The following is a 15,717-nucleotide window of genomic DNA, read 5'->3' as shown; positions in this document are numbered from 1 at the left end:
GGCGACGAATCAACGCCCAATCTTCCACTGTGATCACCCATCCAATCGTGGTCGAGTGGACTAGTTTTCAACCGTCGATTCTGGCTGGGTATTCAACCGTCGCTGACAGATGGTTGACCTCATCTTCCTAATGAGGAGCTCTTCGGCGGCTTGTAGCGCCTCGGAGTCGTTCTTGGTGCTGGCTGTCGCAGCCTCACCGAGAGCTTGTTCGATCCGCTCAGACCAGCGAGGAGTGGTCAATCCGGGGTGTTGTACCATTCGAGCCAGGCACTGCCCTCGGCGATGCGCCGCTGATTCTCGGGGTCGTTTTTCCACTCTGCATTCTTGCGGCAGAGGTGGCACGTCACATCATTCGGTTCGCCTGAGGTGAGGCGCGGGGTTGTCGCGCCGCACGGGTAGAAGCCACTGTTGTTTTCGAGATGGATCTTGTGCGAGCCCGTCATGTATTCACTCCCATGGCTTCGAAGACACTGATCATGCGAAGAAATCCTCGTCGATCTCGACGACCCTATAGGTCTCACGTACCTGGACACCAACCCCGTAACGAATCATCAGGCTGGTGAGGCGCTTACCGTCGATCAGAATGACGCGCGTTGGAACACCTTCGGCGTAGACGCGGGCGCCATCTGAAAAGCGGCTGGACGTGATGAATACTCCGCTGTCTGCTTTTCCGCTAAGTGCGCCCACGAAGGCCTGGATGTCGGGTCGCCCGACGACGTTACTGTCGGCGTATCGCTTCGCTTGAATGTACACGCGGCTGAGGCCAAGCACGTCTCGGTCAATGACGCCGTCAATGCCGCCGTCGTTGCTGAGCCGCGTGACACTGCCGCTACCGGTCGTACCTCCGTAACCCATGGCGAGCAACAACTACACAACCGCCTGCTCGAAGAAGCCGGGTTCCTTGCCCTGGAGTCGTTCGAGCAACTCCACAGCCACTTCTTCATGGATGCGTTCAACCCCGCTCTGGACCTGTTCAGTGGGGGTCATCGTTTCCGTGTCGTGCACAGTATTTGGATCGAGAGCATTCGTCGATCGCTCGCTCTTTTGATACACGCGGATCGGGGACTGCGGGTCCCTCCCGAGCATGCGAATATCGCTCTCTTTCACACCGTTCGGGAACCTCGTGAGGAGCTGCCTGCCAGCGTCGGTGATGGCGTAGTGCCCACGCTTGGGACGGGTGAGTGCGCCGACGTTAGTCAGGAACGAGACACCCCAGCCGATGCGATTCTCGTACTTGACCTGACTACCCGAGGGCAGCATCTCTTGTCTCTGCTCGTCTGTCAGGGCCGCCTGATCGGCGACCAGGGGCTGAAACTCACGCCAATGGCGAACGACCCCGTCGCTCAAGACTTGAAGCGTCGGGATCATGAAGCCCTCCCAGTTGGGCATCAGATCGTTCACTTGGCTCCCCCATCATTCACCGCTGTAGTTCTTTGCTTCGAACCCGAGCGTATGGCAAAGCGTGTTTGCGATTTGGCCAGAGTCTTATGGCGGACACTGCGCCACCTTCGACGCTCGCGACGGTCGGGCGCGAGACGCTGGCTGCGTTACAGAGCTCAGTTCGGGACCAACCCCGCGCCCTCAGATGGATCGTAGGCCCGAGACAAGCCAGGCGAACCGCCTGCGGATGCCGTTGACGACATCGTGATCAGCGATCGCGACGAGGACTTCGTGCAGTTCGTCGTCGATGATGTCGCCACGCGCCGCGCGGCCGAGGCTGCTTTCTACGTGCGCGCCGAATCTCCTTGATTCAAGAACTCGTGTACGTCGATCGGGGGGATCGACTCCTGACCAGTCCGTGCGCGAATCGACAAGTTGCTGCGAGTCTCGCCGCTGAGCACCAGCGGTCGCTCGTGCGAAGTGCCCGGTTGGCCCACGCTGACCGCTCCTTTTCTTGGGCGGGCATAAAGGGAATCAGGCCCCCACACTTCATGTGGAACGCACTCTGTTCCCCGGGGCAGTGGGGCCTACCCTTGACCGTCCGTCTTGCGGGTAGTTTGACCCGTCGGTTCAAGGACTTGTTAGGAGAGGGCTGTTGTCGATAGTGCGATCGCGGTCGCGCCCTGCACCGGCGATGATGCGAGCAACGATCAGCATGACGAGCAGGATCCCTAAAAGGACGGGGAACATGTTCCCGATCAGCCACAGCGCCCCGTTCCACGGCGGAAAGACGCTCGGGTCAAAGCCCTCTGATTGTTCGGATCGTTCACCGAGGTAGTCGCCCTGCACGTCAACGAAGACCGCAATCATGATGGCGACCGCCAGAGCGACCGCCGAGACCACAATCGCCGCTGTCAGCACCAATTTCAATTGTGGTGCGGTCCGATAAACACGGTTGACTTCCGACATGAGCCTGACCATACCAGCCAGCCCTCCGGCTCCTGAAGGCGTGCAGAAATCACCTCGTCAAACTTCGGACTGAGATGAGGAAGCGCCCTATTTGACTCCTGAAGCGGGGCACACACGCCAGGCACGCGCTCCGCGTGGCCAGGTTGGTGCTGATCGCTCCTCCAGCGGCTTATCTCGTCGATGAGCCATCCGATGCCCACACGCTCAGCGAGAAGCGGCGCGGGGATTCGATTTTCGAAGCCGCATTCGCAGCTTTGGAAGCGGGGTCCCAGACGGTTGACGATAGTCCTTGAGACGCTCGGCGCTGAGGTATGCGCGGCCGACTGATACTCAAAAGTGCGCTGCTCTCGTTCTAGACGATCGGAGTCTTTCGATCCTTTTGAGTCTGGGTCTTCATTCAAATCAACATGGGGTGCCGGCGGTATCGGGGCTGGCCTATCGACAGCTGGCTGAAGGCCCGTTGGTTTCTCCGCGTATTTCAGTCGCCCTGTTGACGCCCTGCGAACCGTCTATGCCTGGCCTCCGAGATGACAGCACCGACCAGAAGGATCGCCACGATGATGGCGCTCACAATGAGCACCCCAACTCTCCCCCACGTGAAGGAAAGCTGCGCAGCAATTGCGGCAGCGGCAGCCAAAAATACGTTCCGCCAGATTCGAGCCCGGTTCGCCACGAGATCGGGCTGAACAGTGTTGGGAACTCTCAAGTTTCGAAGTCTCCGTCCGATCTCTGTGAATTCAAATGTTTGCGCTTGAAAGCACGCTTGCGGTCCGCGCGTACGGCCGCAACGATACCGGGCACCACCCACGTGACTAGCGCGAGTATGGCAACAACCGCCCAGATGATCAATGAAAGCGAACCGGCTTGGATTAGCCACGCCACCGAAGAAAGCACGAGTTGAGCCAACGCGGACAACGCCACCAATCCGTCCCTGCGGGAACTAGCGGACGGTCTATCGTTCGTCAAAAACATCCCCCGATTGAATGGACGACTGGAGTGCTTGATGATGCGAACCACGTTCTGCGCCGTCCGCGGAACATTGGTCGCGATCCCTTGGGCACTAGTGCGGCGGATGCTGCGACAGGGAGCCCCGTGGAAAAGCAGCGCGTGATCATTCCATACCCATGACCACATCTTGCCATCCGGTGCACCGCTGTCGGCAGCGGCTTCAGGAACTGATTGGACAACCACGCTCCCGGAACCCAAGCAACCCGGCCGTATCTCAAGTCGCCGCCGAATCGCCAACCCAGGTCTCACAGAGGGTTCCTCATAGGGGAACGAAAAATCGACAGGGGTTCGGCGGTCGCGCCGGCTCGCTATTCCTCGTCTTTTGCGAATGCTCTGTCGAGGAGAGCCGCGGTCGCCGGGTTCACCAGTTCGCTGCGTTGGATGTAGTGCATGATCGTGACCCTGGTGTCGGTGTGGCCGAGCAACTCTGCGGCAAGTTCGATGCTGGCGTTGTCGTTGACCGCGGTGGCGACCGTGCGGCGGAACATGTGCGGGGTCACCCCGTTGATGCCCGCACCCTCGAGCACCAGTCGCAGTTGTCGACGCACGTTCGCCGTGGTCAGCGGGGTGCCGTCACGGGACTGGAACAGCAACGAATCCAGGCCCATGCTCCCGACCTTAGCGAGCCGCCGGCGGACCGCGTCGGAGGTGAAGGTGGGGATGGCGACAACCCGGGTGGACTTGGCGGTTTTGGGGTGGTCCTGCCGGAAGGTCTTCTCCCCCTTGCGGCTGACGATGGTGCCGGCCAGGCGGATGGAGGGCACCGGGCTGGTGATGTCGACGTCCCGGCGACGGATGGCTAGGACCTCGCCGATCCGCGCTGAGGTGCCGAGCATCACCTCGATGATGGCGCCGAGCTGGCCGTCGGGCTTAGGGCCGGAGATGTGGTCGGCGGCGCTTTCCCACTGGGCGATCGCCGCACGGATTACGTTGACCTCCGGGGCCATGAGCGCGGCGGGGATGTGCGGCTCGCGGTGCAGGCGAGCGACGTGGTCCATCGGGTTGCGCGGCAGAACCTCGTGCCGCACCGCCAGCTCGAGGGCGAGCCGAAGCACCACCCGGGCCTGCTTGGCGCGGTTGTAGGAGATCTTCGCGAGTTGCTTGATGAACTTGTCGCAGCGGGCAACCCCGATCTCCCGCAGCGCAAGGTGGTCGAAGGCGGGTGAGACGAGGGTGCGCATGTTGCGCTCATAGAGGTTCCGGGTGGTGCGGGAGATCCGGGCCTCCAGGTCGATGTCCTCCAACCAATAGGTCACCAGGTCGCGGAACAGGCTGTCCGGCGACAAGCTCGTGTCGGCGGGCTGGAACAGGTCCCGGTCGGCGATCTTGGCCTTCAGGGCTCGTTCGGCGGCCCTGGCGGTGGTGCCGCTGGCCTGCACCAGACGCGCGTGGCCGTCCCAGTCTCGATAACGGGTCCGGGCCGCGAATCGGCCGGACGGCAGCTTTCGGGTGGTGATGTCACCGATGGTGCCGATGGTCAACCGTTGCCGGGGCATCTCAGCTCACCGCCGATCGGTGCGCCTGGGTTCGCTGGTGGGTTCGCGCTGTTGGGCGATCCAGGCCCGCACATCGGAGATGGCGAACTTGAGGTGTTTGCCGAACCGGTAGGCGGTGGGGCCTTTGCCATGCACCCGCCAGTCGTAGACGGTGGAGATCGGGATGCCCAGGTAGGCCGCCAGCTCGGCAACGTCCATCAGGGGCTCCAGGCCCCAGTCGTCGGTGGATGAAGAGGTTAGGTTCTCGTTGTGAATGCTCATATCCAAGAGGTGCGCACGAGAATCCCGGATGATCGGGAGGAACCGAAACCGACCTCAGCGCCCCGCACGACAGGGCCGGCTGAGCGGCTGAAATGGGCTGAAAGTGATGGGGTAGTGATGGGAACATCAAATCTCTTAACCAAAAAAGTCCCGGAAACCCTTGAGTTTCCGGGACATTTGGTCGGGCTGACAGGATTTGAACCTGCGACCCCTTGACCCCCAGTCAAGTGCGCTACCAAGCTGCGCCACAGCCCGCCGCTCCTGAGCGATTCCGACTGACGGAACCAACAGGAGACAACTCGAACAGCTTACCGCGTCCGGAGAGCCCTCGCGCACAGTCTGGGGCCGGGGAGGGAAAGTCCTGGCGTCTCAACGAACGACGGGTGCTCCAAAGGGGGCGCGCAGGTGACGTTCAGGCAATTCCGCGCGCGTCCACAACAGGGCTATGGACCGCAACCGCTGACGCTAGTCGACCGGACCGATCAGTGTCCAGGGGGTCTCCCACTCGTTGAGCACGGGAGCATCGGGCAGGTCGCCGAGGGTCCACCACTTGGCCTGGTAGACGTTGCGGTGCCAGACCACCTGGGTGTCGGCCAGGTAGGTAGACCCTTCGGTCCAGATCGGGTAGGGGCTGGTTGCCGGGTCGTCGGTGAGGTCACCGATCTGGTCGGCCTCATCCGTCGTCTTGATGGGCGCGGCGCTCGTGGGGCGGCTGTCGAAACCCTGGGCGAGCACATCGGAGAAACGCTGGTCGCCCTGGTCCACGCCGCTGCAGGAGTTGGAGACCCGCGTGAGGTCGACGTAGTCCGAGCCGCAGGTCTGGTCGCGGTTAAGCGACCACACCGACATACGTCCGATCCGGTTCTCCTGCGCGAACGCGTTGAACTGGGCGGCGTCCGCCAAGCTGAAGATCTCGCCGGCCACGTCGTTCTGGCCGATCATCGGCGTGGCACCGATTTTCGTCCAGAGCGTGGCCGCGGTGAGCTCGATTCCGGCGAGCCGGTAGAGCGTGCCCAGCTGCCGGTGACTGGACTGGAGCGCCGCAATCGACGCCTCGGCCATGCTGTCGCCGCTGGCCCGGCTAGCGCCGTAGTCCATCGTCATCAGGTTCACCCCGGCCAGGTCCACGCCGGCCTCGAGCATCTGGCTGACCGCCGTCGCACCGTCCTCGGTCATCCCGGCTGGTGACACGGGCAGGGTGAGCCACACGGCCAGGTCGGTGCCGGCCGCGGTGCGATTCTCCTGCAGGGTCGCCATCGCGGCGGCCCGGCGCTCACCGGCGACGGTGTCCCTCAGGTTGCCGCCCTCGATGTCGAGGTCGATGGTGCTCACGCCGTAGCGGTCGATCACCTCTTCGTAGGCCGCGACGAGTCGGGCCGGGTCAGTGCATCCAGTCGACAACTCGTCATTCAGCAGCCCGCCGAACGAGACGATGACCTGGCCGCCGAGCTGTTCGGCCCGGGCGAGACGCCGGTCGAGGTCGAGACCCTCCACCGCTTCGTCGAGAGTGTAGTAGGTGCCCCAGGTGGGCGTGCAGGCATCCGTTGTGGCCGCCACGATGAACGACAAGACCACGTCCCGCCCCGACTCGGAGTCGGGCGTCTCGAAGGTGAACACGGGGGTGGCGGTGAGGTCAGTGTAGCCGGCGAACCAGGGCTGGTAGGCCTCGGTCGACGGCTGGTCGGTCGCGGGCGCGGGTTCGTTGGCCACGGGCGCCCGGTCGCCGCCCCACAGCTGGAATGCGACGTAGCCGCCGACTCCGAGCAGGGCCACGAGCACCAGCACCAGCATCAGCAATAAAAATGGCCGACGTTTACGGTCAGGTGAGGCGTGTGATTCGGGGAGCATGATGAATATCCGTCGGGCTGCAGACTGAGGTGGAACGGCCGCGAGAAAGGCCGACCTGACAAATTTACGTTCTGATGTAGCCCACGACAAAGGCCCCGAACGGGGGGGTGATATTCCCACCCGTTCGGGGCCTTCGGTGCCGCTTAGCGCTTGCGCTTCTCGCGCACGCGCATGCTGATGTTGATCGGGCTTCCCTCGAAGCCGTAGACCTCGCGCAGGCGACGCTGGATGTAGCGGCGGTAGCCCGGGTCGAGGAACCCGGTGGTGAAGATGACGAAGGTCGGCGGGCGGCTCGACGCCTGGGTGCCAAACAGGATGCGGGGCTGCTTGCCGCTGCGCACGGGGTGCGGGTGCGACGCGGCCAGCTCGGCGAGGAACGCGTTGAACTTGCCGGTGGCGATGCGGGTGTCCCAGGCTTCGAGAGCGGTCTCGAGGGCCGGAACGAGCTTCTCCATGTGGCGGCCGGTCTTGGCCGAGATGTTCACCCGCGGAGCCCAGGAGACGTGTGCCAGGTCCTGCTCGATTTCACGTTCCAGGTAGCGGCGACGGTCGTCGTCGATCTGGTCCCACTTGTTGAAGGCCAGCACGAGGGCGCGGCCGGATTCGAGCACCAGGTCGATCACGCGCACGTCCTGCTCGCTGATCACCTCGGTCACGTCGATCAGGACCACGGCCACCTCGGCCTTTTCGAGAGCGGCGCTGGTTCGCAGCGAGGCGTAGAAGTCGGCACCCTGGGAGAGATGCACGCGGCGACGGATGCCGGCCGTGTCGACAAAGCGCCACACCCGGCCGCCCAGCTCAACCTGCTCGTCGACCGGGTCGCGCGTGGTGCCGGCGAGCTCGTTGACGACAACGCGCTCCTCGCCGACGACCTTGTTCAGAAGGCTCGACTTGCCCACGTTCGGTCGGCCGAGGATCGCGACGCGGCGGGGTCCGCCGACTTCCTGCTTGGCGACGGCGGAGATCTCGGGGAGTTCCTCGAGGATCGCGTCGAGCAGGTCGGCGACGCCGCGGCCGTGCAGCGCCGAGACGGGCCAGGGCTGGCCGAGGCCGAGCGCCCAGAGGCTCGCGGCTTCCGGCTCCTGGCGGATGTCGTCGACCTTGTTGGCGACGAGGAAGACGGGCTTGCCGGCCTTGCGCAGCAGGCGCACGACGGCCTCGTCGGTGGAGGTGGGGCCCACGTTGGCGTCGACGACGAACATGACGACGTCGCAGAGTTCGATGGCCAGCTCGGCCTGGGCGGCGACGGATGCGTCGATGCCCTTGGCGTCGGGTTCCCAGCCGCCGGTGTCGACGAGGCTGAAGCGGCGTTCGTGCCATTCGCCCTTGTAGGTGACGCGGTCGCGGGTCACGCCTGGGGTGTCCTCCACGACGGCCTCGCGGCGGCCGAGGATGCGGTTCACGAGCGCCGATTTGCCCACGTTCGGGCGGCCGACGATGGCGATGACCGGCAGGGCCGGCAGGTACTGGATGGCGTCGGGGTCTTCCGTCACCGTGTCGAGAACGTCGAAGTCCTCGTCATCGAGGTCGTACTCGTTGAGTCCTGTGCGGAGCGCGGCGGCGCGTTGCGTCACCAGGTCGTCGTCGAGGTCGTCCAAGCGCGTTACCAGCTCGGTGTCGAGGTCGGGAATCGTGTCGTCGAAGTCGTTGTTGTTGGTCATGCGATGGCCTCGCGGTATGTATTGATGACGTCGAGGACCGCGTCAATGGTCTGTTCGAAGTCGAGATGGGTGGAGTCGACGGTGGTCACACCGTCTGCGGCGCTCATGAATTCGACTACCTGTGAGTCAGCGTGATCCCTGGATCGCAGCTGTTCCGCCACGGTGTCAGCCGATTGGGTCGGTATTTCCGCAGAGCGCCTAGCCATTCTAGCCTCCTCGGAGGCCGTGAGCAGTATGCGGATCTCCGCGGTGGGGGCCACGACGGTGGTGATGTCCCGACCCTCGATCACGATTCCGGTGCGCTTCGAGCTCGCCGCGATGGTGCGGAACAGCTCCGTCAGGTGAGTGCGCACCTCCGGGATGCGGGCCACGGAGCTCACGATCGCGGAGACGGCGGGATCGCGGATCGCGTCGGTGACATCCGTCCCACCGACCCGCACGAAGTACTCGTCGGGGGCGATACCGATGGTGTAGTCGAAGTCGCCCAGGGCGGCCACGACGGCTTCGGTGTTCTCCGCGTCGATCCCCCGGTCGCTGACGAACCAGGCGAAGGCCCGGTACGCGGCGCCCGTGTCGAGGTAGTCGAAGCCGATGCGCCGGGCGGCGGCGCGGCTGACGCTGGACTTGCCGCTGCCGGCCGGCCCGTCGATGGCGACGATGTGGGGGCTTGAGTGACGACCCATGATTAACCAGCAATCCGCCAGCCGCGGGCGGCCAGCTCTTCGGTGAGGCGACCAACGGCCTCAGGGAGGACAGAAATTTCGGCCAGGCCCAGCTGGGCGCCCGGCGAGTGCTCGAGGCGGAGGTCCTCGAGGTTGACCCCGACCTCGCCGATCTCGTTGAGGAGGCGGGCCAGCTGCCCGGGGGCGTCGTCGACCATGACGCTGAGCGACACGAAACGGCGGTCCTGGCCGTGCTTGCCGGGCAGGCGCGCGACGCCGGCGTTGCCTCCGGCGAGTTCCTCGGCCACCTTGCGGCGGGCGCCGGGTGCGGCGGGGGCCTCGAGGGCGTCGATGAAACGGTCGAGGTCGACGCGGTAGGCCAGCAGGATGTCCCGCACGGGTTCGGCGTTCGCGCCGAGGATCTGCACCCACAGCTCGGGGTCGCTGGCCGCGACGCGGGTCACGTCACGCAGACCCTGGCCGGCGAGGTTCAAGGCCGAGCCGGCGGAATCCGTCAACCGGCGCGCCATGATCGTGGAGACCACCTGCGGCACGTGGGAGATCAGCGCCACGGCCCGGTCGTGCTCCTCGGGGCTCATCTCGACCAGGATCGCGCCGAGGTCGAGGATCAGATCGTCGATCGCGGTGGCCTGCTGGTAGCTGATCGCGTCGTGCGCGGCCACCACCCAGGGGCGGCCGACAAAGAGGTCGGCGCGGCCGGCGAGGGGTCCCCCGCGTTCGCGGCCGGCCATCGGGTGACCGCCGATGTAGCGGGACACGTCCGCCCCCAGTACGCGGAGCTCCTGCAGCGGGGCCAGCTTGACGCTGGCGACATCCGTCACGATCGCCCGCGGGTAGGCGGCCAGTTCGCGCGCGACGATCTCGGCCGTCACGTCGGGCGGCACGCAGACCACGATCAGTTGCGGCAGGTCACCGGCCGTGGCGGCCCGGCCGGCGCCGTAGTCAACCGCGATGCTGAGGTTGGTCGGCGACGCGTCGGCGAGGATGACGTCGATTCCGCGCGCGCGCAGGCCCAGGCCGATGCTGGTGCCGAGCAGGCCGGCGCCCACCACGCGCACGGGCCCGATCAGGCGAGATTCAACCACAGGTGCTCCCGGTGCCTAGATCTTGGTTTCGGCCCGAGACACGGTGAGCAGCTGGCCGAGTTCGGTCTTGGTCAGGTCGCGCGCGGCACCCACGCGCAGCGTGCCGAGGTGCAGCGGGCCGAACTGGCGGCGCACGAGGTCGACGACGGGGTGACCGACGGCCTCCATCATGCGGCGCACGATGCGGTTGCGGCCGGAGTGCAGGGTGAGCTCGACCAGGCTGAAACCGTCGCCGGGAGGGCTGGTCAGGATGCGCGCCTTGTCGGCGGAGATGGGGCCGTCGTCGAGTTCGATGCCGCTCTGTAGCAGCTGGATGGTCTGCGCCGACACGCGGCCCTCGACCTTGGCGATGTAGGTCTTCAAGACTCCGAACGACGGATGCGCGAGCACATGCGCGAGATCGCCGTCGTTGGTCAGGATCAGGAGGCCGCTGGTCATGGCGTCGAGGCGGCCCACGTTGAACAGGCGCTCCTCGAACTGGTCGGTGAACTCGCGCAGGTCGGGGCGTCCGCTCTCGTCCTGCATCGACGAGACCACGCCGACGGGCTTGTTCAGCATCACGTAGCGGCGGCTGGTGTCCAGCTGCACGGCCACGTTGTCGACCATGATCAGGTCGGAGTCGGGGTGGATGCGGCGGCCCAGCTCGGTGACGACCTTGCCGTTCACGCGCACGCGGCCGGCGGCGATCATCTCCTCGGAGACTCGGCGGGAGGCGACGCCGGCGGAGGCCATGACCTTCTGCAGGCGCACGCCGTCGGCGGCGGCCTCGGGGTTGGTGGGTGTCCCCTGAATCCCCTGATTGTCGTTAGTCATGGCAGTTCCTCAAATCCGTTCGCGCCGTCATTGAGCAACGGCGATAGGTAGGGCAACTCGTCGAGCGAGTTGATTCCGAGCTGGGCTAGCAGAAGGTCTGTGGTGCCGTAATTGATCGCACCGGTCTCACTGTCGGTGAACGCTTCGGTGATCAGACCGCGGCCGAGCAGCGTGCGCACGACCGAATCCACGTTAACGGCACGAATCGAGGCTACAGCCCCGCGGCTGATCGGTTGTTTGTAGGCGATCACGGCGAGGGTCTCCAGGGCCGCCTGCGAGAGCCGGCTCGGGTTCTGGGTGACCACGAAATCGGCAACGGCCACGTCGTGCTCGGGCCGCACATAGATGCGCCAACCGCCGGCCACCTCCCGCAGCTCGAAGCCGCGGCGCACGGTGCCGGCGAGGCCGTCGAAGTCGGCCACGAGCCGGGCGACGGATGCCCGCACCTCCGCCAGCGTGGCATCGACCGCCGCGGCGAGCTGCAGCAGCCCCTGCGGCTCGTCGGCGACCATCAGGATGGCCTCGAGGGTGCGTTCGAGGGGCGGGCGGGGCGGATCCGTGCGCCTTGCGTTTTCCGTCACGGGTGCGATGTCACTGCTCATAGTCGGCTCCGAGGGTGGCGAGAGTGTCGTCGGACCAGGTCTCGGCACTCCAGTGCAGGCTGAGGTCGCCGAGCGGCACGAGTTGGTCGAAAGACAGGGCGCCGAGGCGGTAAAGCTCGAGCACGGCCAGGAAGCGTGCGATCACGACGCCCCTCAACTCGGCGCCCACGATCAGCTCGCGGAACGTGAGCGTGTCGCCGGCGCGCAGCATCCGTACCACGTAGGCAGCCTGCTCACGGATGCTGACCAGCGGCGCATGCAGGTGGTCGAGCCCCACGCGGGGCAGCTCGCGCGGGGTCAGCGCGAGGGCGGCCAGGGCGGCGAAGTCGCCGAGGGAGAGGGTCCAGACCAGCTCGGGGGTCTGTCGGCGGAACTTCTCCTCCAGCCGCACCGCGCGCACGTGCCGGGTGGACTCGGTGTCGAGCCGGCCCTGGAACCAGGCGCTCGCGGTCTTGAAGGCGCGGTACTGCAGCAGCCGGGCGAACAGCAGGTCGCGGGCCTCGAGCAGGGCGACGTCTTCCGCGTCGACGAGCTCACCCTGCGGCAACAGCCCCACGACCTTGAGGTCGAGCAGGGTGGCCGCGACGACCAGGAACTCGGTGGCCTGGTCGAGCTCTTCGTCCTGGTCCAGGCCGCGCAGGTAGGCGATGAACTCGTCGGTGACCCGGCTCAGCGAGATCTCGGTGATGTCCAGTTCGTGCTTGCCGATCAGCGACAGGAGCAGGTCGAACGGACCCTCGAAGTTGCCGAGGGCAACCGAGAACGGCTTCGGTGCGGCCTGGTCAGGCGACGGCGCCACGCTGGATCAGTTCCCGCGCCGCCTGCTTGTAGGCCTTGGCGGCCGCGTGCTCGGGCGCGAATTCGGTGATCGGAACTCCGGCGACGCTCGCGTCGGGGAATTTCACCGTGCGGCCGATGACCGTCTCGAGCACGCTGTCGCCGAACGCGTCGACGACCCGCTCGAGCACCTCGCGGGAGTGCAGGGTGCGGGAGTCGAACATGGTCGCCAGGATGCCGTCCAGTTCGATGGCCGGGTTGAGCCGGTCGCGCACCTTGTCGATGGTCTCGATCAGCAGCGCCACACCGCGGAGGGCGAAGAACTCGCATTCGAGCGGGATGAGAACGCCGTGGCTGGCCGTGAGCGCGTTGACGGTGAGGATGCCCAGCGACGGCTGGCAGTCGATCAGGATGACGTCGTAGTCGCCGGAGATCTTGCGCAGCACGCGGGCCAGGATCTGCTCGCGGGCGACCTCGTTGACGAGGTGCACCTCCGCTGCGGACAGGTCGATGTTGGCCGGGATGATGTCGAGGTTGTGCACCGACGTCTTCTGAATGGCGTCGTGCGGGCTGACCGAGCCGCTCAGCAGCAGGTCGTAGATGGTGGTGACGTCGTGGGTGGGCACACCGAGACCGGCGGACAGGGCGCCCTGCGGGTCGAAGTCGATGGCGAGCACGCGGCGACCGTAGCCGGCGAGGGCGGCACCCAGGTTGATGGTGGTCGTCGTCTTGCCGACGCCGCCCTTCTGGTTGCACAGCGAGATGATTCGCGCCGGGCCGTGATTGGTCAGGACGGAGGGATCGCCGAAGTCGCGCTTCGGACGACCGGTCACACCGACCGGTACCTCGTCTAGGCCGGCAAGTCGTGTCCGGTCATCTTGCTTGCGCGCCACTGAGATGTCCTCGATCCGTCTTCCGCCTGTCACTGTGTCCACTGTAGCGATCGGATCGGGCATGTTGCGGCACGGATCGCCGAAAAGCGCAGGTCTGCCGCGCGAATCCGGCGTTTCCGGGTGCCTGGGCGGTCTCACATCTTGGGAGCAGGGTCGGTCACAGCCTCGTGCGTTAAGATTTCCGAGTGCCTCAGCTACTCACTCCCCTCCGTATCGCGCTCGTTTGCCTGCACACCTCCCCGGGCGCCGAGCCCGGCTCGGGCGACGCGGGCGGAATGAACGTGGTCGTGCGGCACCAGGCGGAGGCTCTGGCATCCGCCGGCCACCACGTCGAGATCCTCACCCGCCGCTCCTCCCCCGGGTCGGAGATCGTGCAGCTGAGCCCGGGCGTGACGCTCCGCTTCCTCGACGCCGGACCGGCCCGCCCGGTGCCCAAGGGCGACCACGAGGGGTTCATCGACGCGTTCCGCGTGCAGATGGATGCGCTCGGTCCGTACGACGTCATCCACTCGCACCACTGGTTCTCGGGCATGGCGGCGCTGCCGCTCGCACGCCGCCGGGGCACCCCGCACGTGCAGAGCTTCCACAGCATCGCCGCCGCCGCGTCGACGCCGCTGTCGGCGGGCGAGCGCCCCGAGTCCCCCGGGCGTATGGCCGGCGAGGCCTGGCTGGCGCAGGAGTCGGATGCCCTGGTCGCCATCAGCGAGGCCGAGGCGGACACCATCGTGCAGCGGCTCGGCGGTTCGCCCGAGCGCATCTCCATCGTGCTGCCGGGGGTGGACGGGATTCTGTTCCGGCCCACGGACGTCCGTGCTGGATCTCTGTCCGGACCGATCGATATTCGCGGGTACGCGGTCGTCGCTGGGCGTCTGCAGCCTCTGAAGGGACTCGACCTCGCCATCGAGGCGATCGCGGCCGTGCCGGAGCAGATCCGTCCCGAACTCGTGATCGCCGGCGACGCGTCGGCCGACTATGACGGCTACATCGACGAGCTCCGGGCCCTCGCGGCACGGCACGGCATCGAGCGCAGCGTGCGTTTCGTGGGACCGCAGTCCCGCGTGGACCTGGCCCTGCTGCTGAGCGGCGCCCGCGTCGTGCTGGTGCCCTCGCACTCCGAAACGTACGGGCTCGTGGCGCTCGAAGCGGCCGCGAGCGGCGTTCCCGTCGTCGCCGCCGCGGCCGGCGGGCTGCGCGAGGCGGTGCTCGACGGCGACACCGGCGTGGTGCTGGACTCACGCGATCCGCAGGTCTGGGCCGGCGCGCTCACTCAGATCCTCTCGAACCCCGCGTTCGCCCGGCGCCTGTCGCTCGCCGCCCGCGAGCGGGCCGAGCACCTGGACTGGCCGCGGTCGGCCGACGGCCTCGTGACCGTGTACCGGTCGCTGGTGCGTCCCGGTGGTCGGCGGCCTTCGCCCTCGCCCTCGCCCTCGCTGCTCAGCGCGTGAGTCTGCTGCACGGGGTTTCCACTGTCCTGTTCGTGCACGCCCACCCCGATGACGAAACCATTGCGACGGGTGCGCTGATCGCGGAGTTGGTGGCCCGGGGCATCCGGGTGTCGTTGCTGACCGCCACGCGCGGCGAGCAGGGTGAGGTCGTGCCGGGGCCGCTGTCGGTGCTCGAGGGCACGGATGCGCTCACCCGGGAACGCGAACGGGAGCTGGCCGGTGCCGCGGCGACCCTCGGCATCGATGGTCGTTTCTGGCTGGGGATGCCGCCCGCGCGAGCTACCGGTCTTCCTCCGCGGGCCTATCAGGATTCGGGCATGACCTGGATTCGTCCGGGACTGGCCGGGCCGGCCGACGACATCGACGACGACGCCCTGGTGCGGGCGCCCCTCGGCGAGGTGACCGCGGATGTGGCCGCGCTGATCGGACTGCTCGAGCCTGCCCTCGTGATCAGCTACGACAACGGTGGCGGATACGGGCATCCGGATCACGTGCGCATGCATGAGGCGGCTGTCGCGGCGAGCCGGGTGGCGGGGGTCGCGTTTGCCGAGGTTGTGCACTCGGAGGTTGATGATGCGGAGTGGTTCGACCTGTCGGCGCACCTCGCCACGGTCACGGATGCCCTGCGCTGCCATGCGAGCCAGCTCACCGTCGACGGGGACGGTGCTCACATCGTGCACTCCGGCGGGCAGCGCGACCCGATCATCACCGCGGTCGGGCTGCGGCCGCTCTGAGGCCGGCCGCGCTGCCCTCGCCCCCGCCCGCGCTGCCCTCGCCCCCGCCCGCGCTGCCCTCG

The 15,717-nt window shown here is 66.5% G+C and carries 16 protein-coding genes and 1 tRNA gene; 2 read left to right on the top strand and 15 right to left on the bottom strand.

All coding sequences use genetic code 11. From position 1 onward, the window contains the following. Positions 1–236: 236 nt before the first annotated feature. The 15 genes from E3O67_RS06950 to E3O67_RS06885 all read right to left on the bottom strand — a co-directional run bounded on the left by E3O67_RS06950 (position 237) and on the right by E3O67_RS06885 (position 13,476). On the bottom strand, positions 237–443 hold the full coding sequence (locus E3O67_RS06950; protein ID WP_135102314.1) for a hypothetical protein: 207 nt from the start codon (positions 441–443) through the stop codon (positions 237–239). Positions 444–474: 31 nt separating this feature from the next. Continuing rightward, complete coding sequence (locus E3O67_RS17780) at positions 475–867, bottom strand: restriction endonuclease (RefSeq protein WP_370260306.1); 393 nt, start codon at positions 865–867, stop codon at positions 475–477. Then, positions 868–1,401 (bottom strand): winged helix-turn-helix domain-containing protein, encoded by a 534-nt coding sequence (locus E3O67_RS17775; RefSeq protein WP_370260304.1) that lies wholly within the window; start codon positions 1,399–1,401, stop codon positions 868–870. Between the two features lie 609 nt (positions 1,402–2,010). Further along, positions 2,011–2,349 carry a hypothetical protein gene (locus E3O67_RS06940; protein ID WP_135102313.1) on the bottom strand — a complete coding sequence of 113 codons (339 nt, stop codon included), beginning with the start codon at positions 2,347–2,349 and terminating at the stop codon, positions 2,011–2,013. 1,316 nt (positions 2,350–3,665) lie between these two features. Further along, complete coding sequence (locus E3O67_RS06935; RefSeq protein WP_135102312.1) at positions 3,666–4,853, bottom strand: tyrosine-type recombinase/integrase; 1,188 nt, start codon at positions 4,851–4,853, stop codon at positions 3,666–3,668. A gap of 6 nt (positions 4,854–4,859) precedes the next feature. Continuing rightward, positions 4,860–5,114, bottom strand: a complete 255-nt coding sequence (locus E3O67_RS06930; protein WP_241982049.1) for a helix-turn-helix domain-containing protein — start codon at positions 5,112–5,114, stop codon at positions 4,860–4,862. A 178-nt stretch (positions 5,115–5,292) separates the two neighbouring features. After that, positions 5,293–5,369: transfer RNA gene (locus E3O67_RS06925), tRNA-Pro, on the bottom strand. A 210-nt stretch (positions 5,370–5,579) separates the two neighbouring features. Further along, positions 5,580–6,962, bottom strand: a complete 1,383-nt coding sequence (locus E3O67_RS06920; protein ID WP_135102311.1) for a glycosyl hydrolase family 18 protein — start codon at positions 6,960–6,962, stop codon at positions 5,580–5,582. 143 nt (positions 6,963–7,105) lie between these two features. Beyond that, positions 7,106–8,623, bottom strand: a complete 1,518-nt coding sequence (gene der, locus E3O67_RS06915; protein ID WP_134395788.1) for a ribosome biogenesis GTPase Der — start codon at positions 8,621–8,623, stop codon at positions 7,106–7,108. Next, a complete protein-coding gene (cmk, locus tag E3O67_RS06910; RefSeq protein ID WP_134431904.1) occupies positions 8,620–9,306 on the bottom strand; it encodes a (d)CMP kinase in 687 nt (228 codons plus the stop codon). The genes der and cmk overlap by 4 nt, the downstream gene beginning before the upstream one ends. Before the next feature lie 2 nt (positions 9,307–9,308). Then, the gene (locus E3O67_RS06905) at positions 9,309–10,391 is read right to left on the bottom strand and encodes a prephenate dehydrogenase (protein ID WP_135102310.1); all 1,083 of its coding nucleotides are present in this window, start codon (positions 10,389–10,391) and stop codon (positions 9,309–9,311) included. A 15-nt stretch (positions 10,392–10,406) separates the two neighbouring features. Next, positions 10,407–11,204: a pseudouridine synthase gene (locus tag E3O67_RS06900; protein ID WP_134431910.1), complete on the bottom strand. Its 798-nt coding sequence runs from the start codon at positions 11,202–11,204 to the stop codon at positions 10,407–10,409. Beyond that, on the bottom strand, positions 11,201–11,806 hold the full coding sequence (locus tag E3O67_RS06895) for an SMC-Scp complex subunit ScpB (protein ID WP_134431913.1): 606 nt from the start codon (positions 11,804–11,806) through the stop codon (positions 11,201–11,203). The genes E3O67_RS06900 and E3O67_RS06895 overlap by 4 nt, the downstream gene beginning before the upstream one ends. Next, positions 11,796–12,605 (bottom strand): ScpA family protein, encoded by an 810-nt coding sequence (locus tag E3O67_RS06890; protein WP_134431916.1) that lies wholly within the window; start codon positions 12,603–12,605, stop codon positions 11,796–11,798. The genes E3O67_RS06895 and E3O67_RS06890 overlap by 11 nt, the downstream gene beginning before the upstream one ends. Beyond that, a complete protein-coding gene (locus E3O67_RS06885) occupies positions 12,589–13,476 on the bottom strand; it encodes a ParA family protein (RefSeq protein ID WP_241979336.1) in 888 nt (295 codons plus the stop codon). Before E3O67_RS06885 ends, E3O67_RS06890 begins: the two co-directional genes overlap by 17 nt. 185 nt (positions 13,477–13,661) lie before the next feature. Here E3O67_RS06885 and E3O67_RS06880 point away from each other — a divergent pair, with 185 nt between their 5' ends. Both E3O67_RS06880 and E3O67_RS06875 read left to right on the top strand, forming a co-directional pair. Further along, positions 13,662–14,921 (top strand): glycosyltransferase, encoded by a 1,260-nt coding sequence (locus tag E3O67_RS06880; protein WP_241982048.1) that lies wholly within the window; start codon positions 13,662–13,664, stop codon positions 14,919–14,921. Beyond that, entirely contained in the window at positions 14,918–15,655 is a 738-nt protein-coding gene (locus E3O67_RS06875; protein ID WP_166787034.1) for a PIG-L deacetylase family protein, read from the top strand. Before E3O67_RS06880 ends, E3O67_RS06875 begins: the two co-directional genes overlap by 4 nt. Positions 15,656–15,717 lie beyond the last annotated feature (62 nt).

This window comes from Cryobacterium sp. TMT3-29-2 (genome assembly GCF_004564305.1).
GTDB classification, from domain to species: Bacteria; Actinomycetota; Actinomycetes; order Actinomycetales; family Microbacteriaceae; genus Cryobacterium; species Cryobacterium sinapicolor.
This window is presented reverse-complemented; position numbering and strand designations above follow the sequence as displayed.

Coding starts and splice junctions, on each gene's coding strand:
- der (WP_134395788.1), bottom strand. CDS start 8,623: ATGACCAACAACAACGACTTCGACGACACGATTCCCGACCTCGACACC.
- E3O67_RS06895 (WP_134431913.1), bottom strand. CDS start 11,806: ATGAGCAGTGACATCGCACCCGTGACGGAAAACGCAAGGCGCACGGAT.
- E3O67_RS06900 (WP_134431910.1), bottom strand. CDS start 11,204: ATGACTAACGACAATCAGGGGATTCAGGGGACACCCACCAACCCCGAG.
- E3O67_RS06935 (WP_135102312.1), bottom strand. CDS start 4,853: ATGCCCCGGCAACGGTTGACCATCGGCACCATCGGTGACATCACCACC.
- E3O67_RS06940 (WP_135102313.1), bottom strand. CDS start 2,349: ATGTCGGAAGTCAACCGTGTTTATCGGACCGCACCACAATTGAAATTG.
- cmk (WP_134431904.1), bottom strand. CDS start 9,306: ATGGGTCGTCACTCAAGCCCCCACATCGTCGCCATCGACGGGCCGGCC.
- E3O67_RS06920 (WP_135102311.1), bottom strand. CDS start 6,962: ATGCTCCCCGAATCACACGCCTCACCTGACCGTAAACGTCGGCCATTT.
- E3O67_RS06950 (WP_135102314.1), bottom strand. CDS start 443: ATGACGGGCTCGCACAAGATCCATCTCGAAAACAACAGTGGCTTCTAC.
- E3O67_RS06930 (WP_241982049.1), bottom strand. CDS start 5,114: ATGAGCATTCACAACGAGAACCTAACCTCTTCATCCACCGACGACTGG.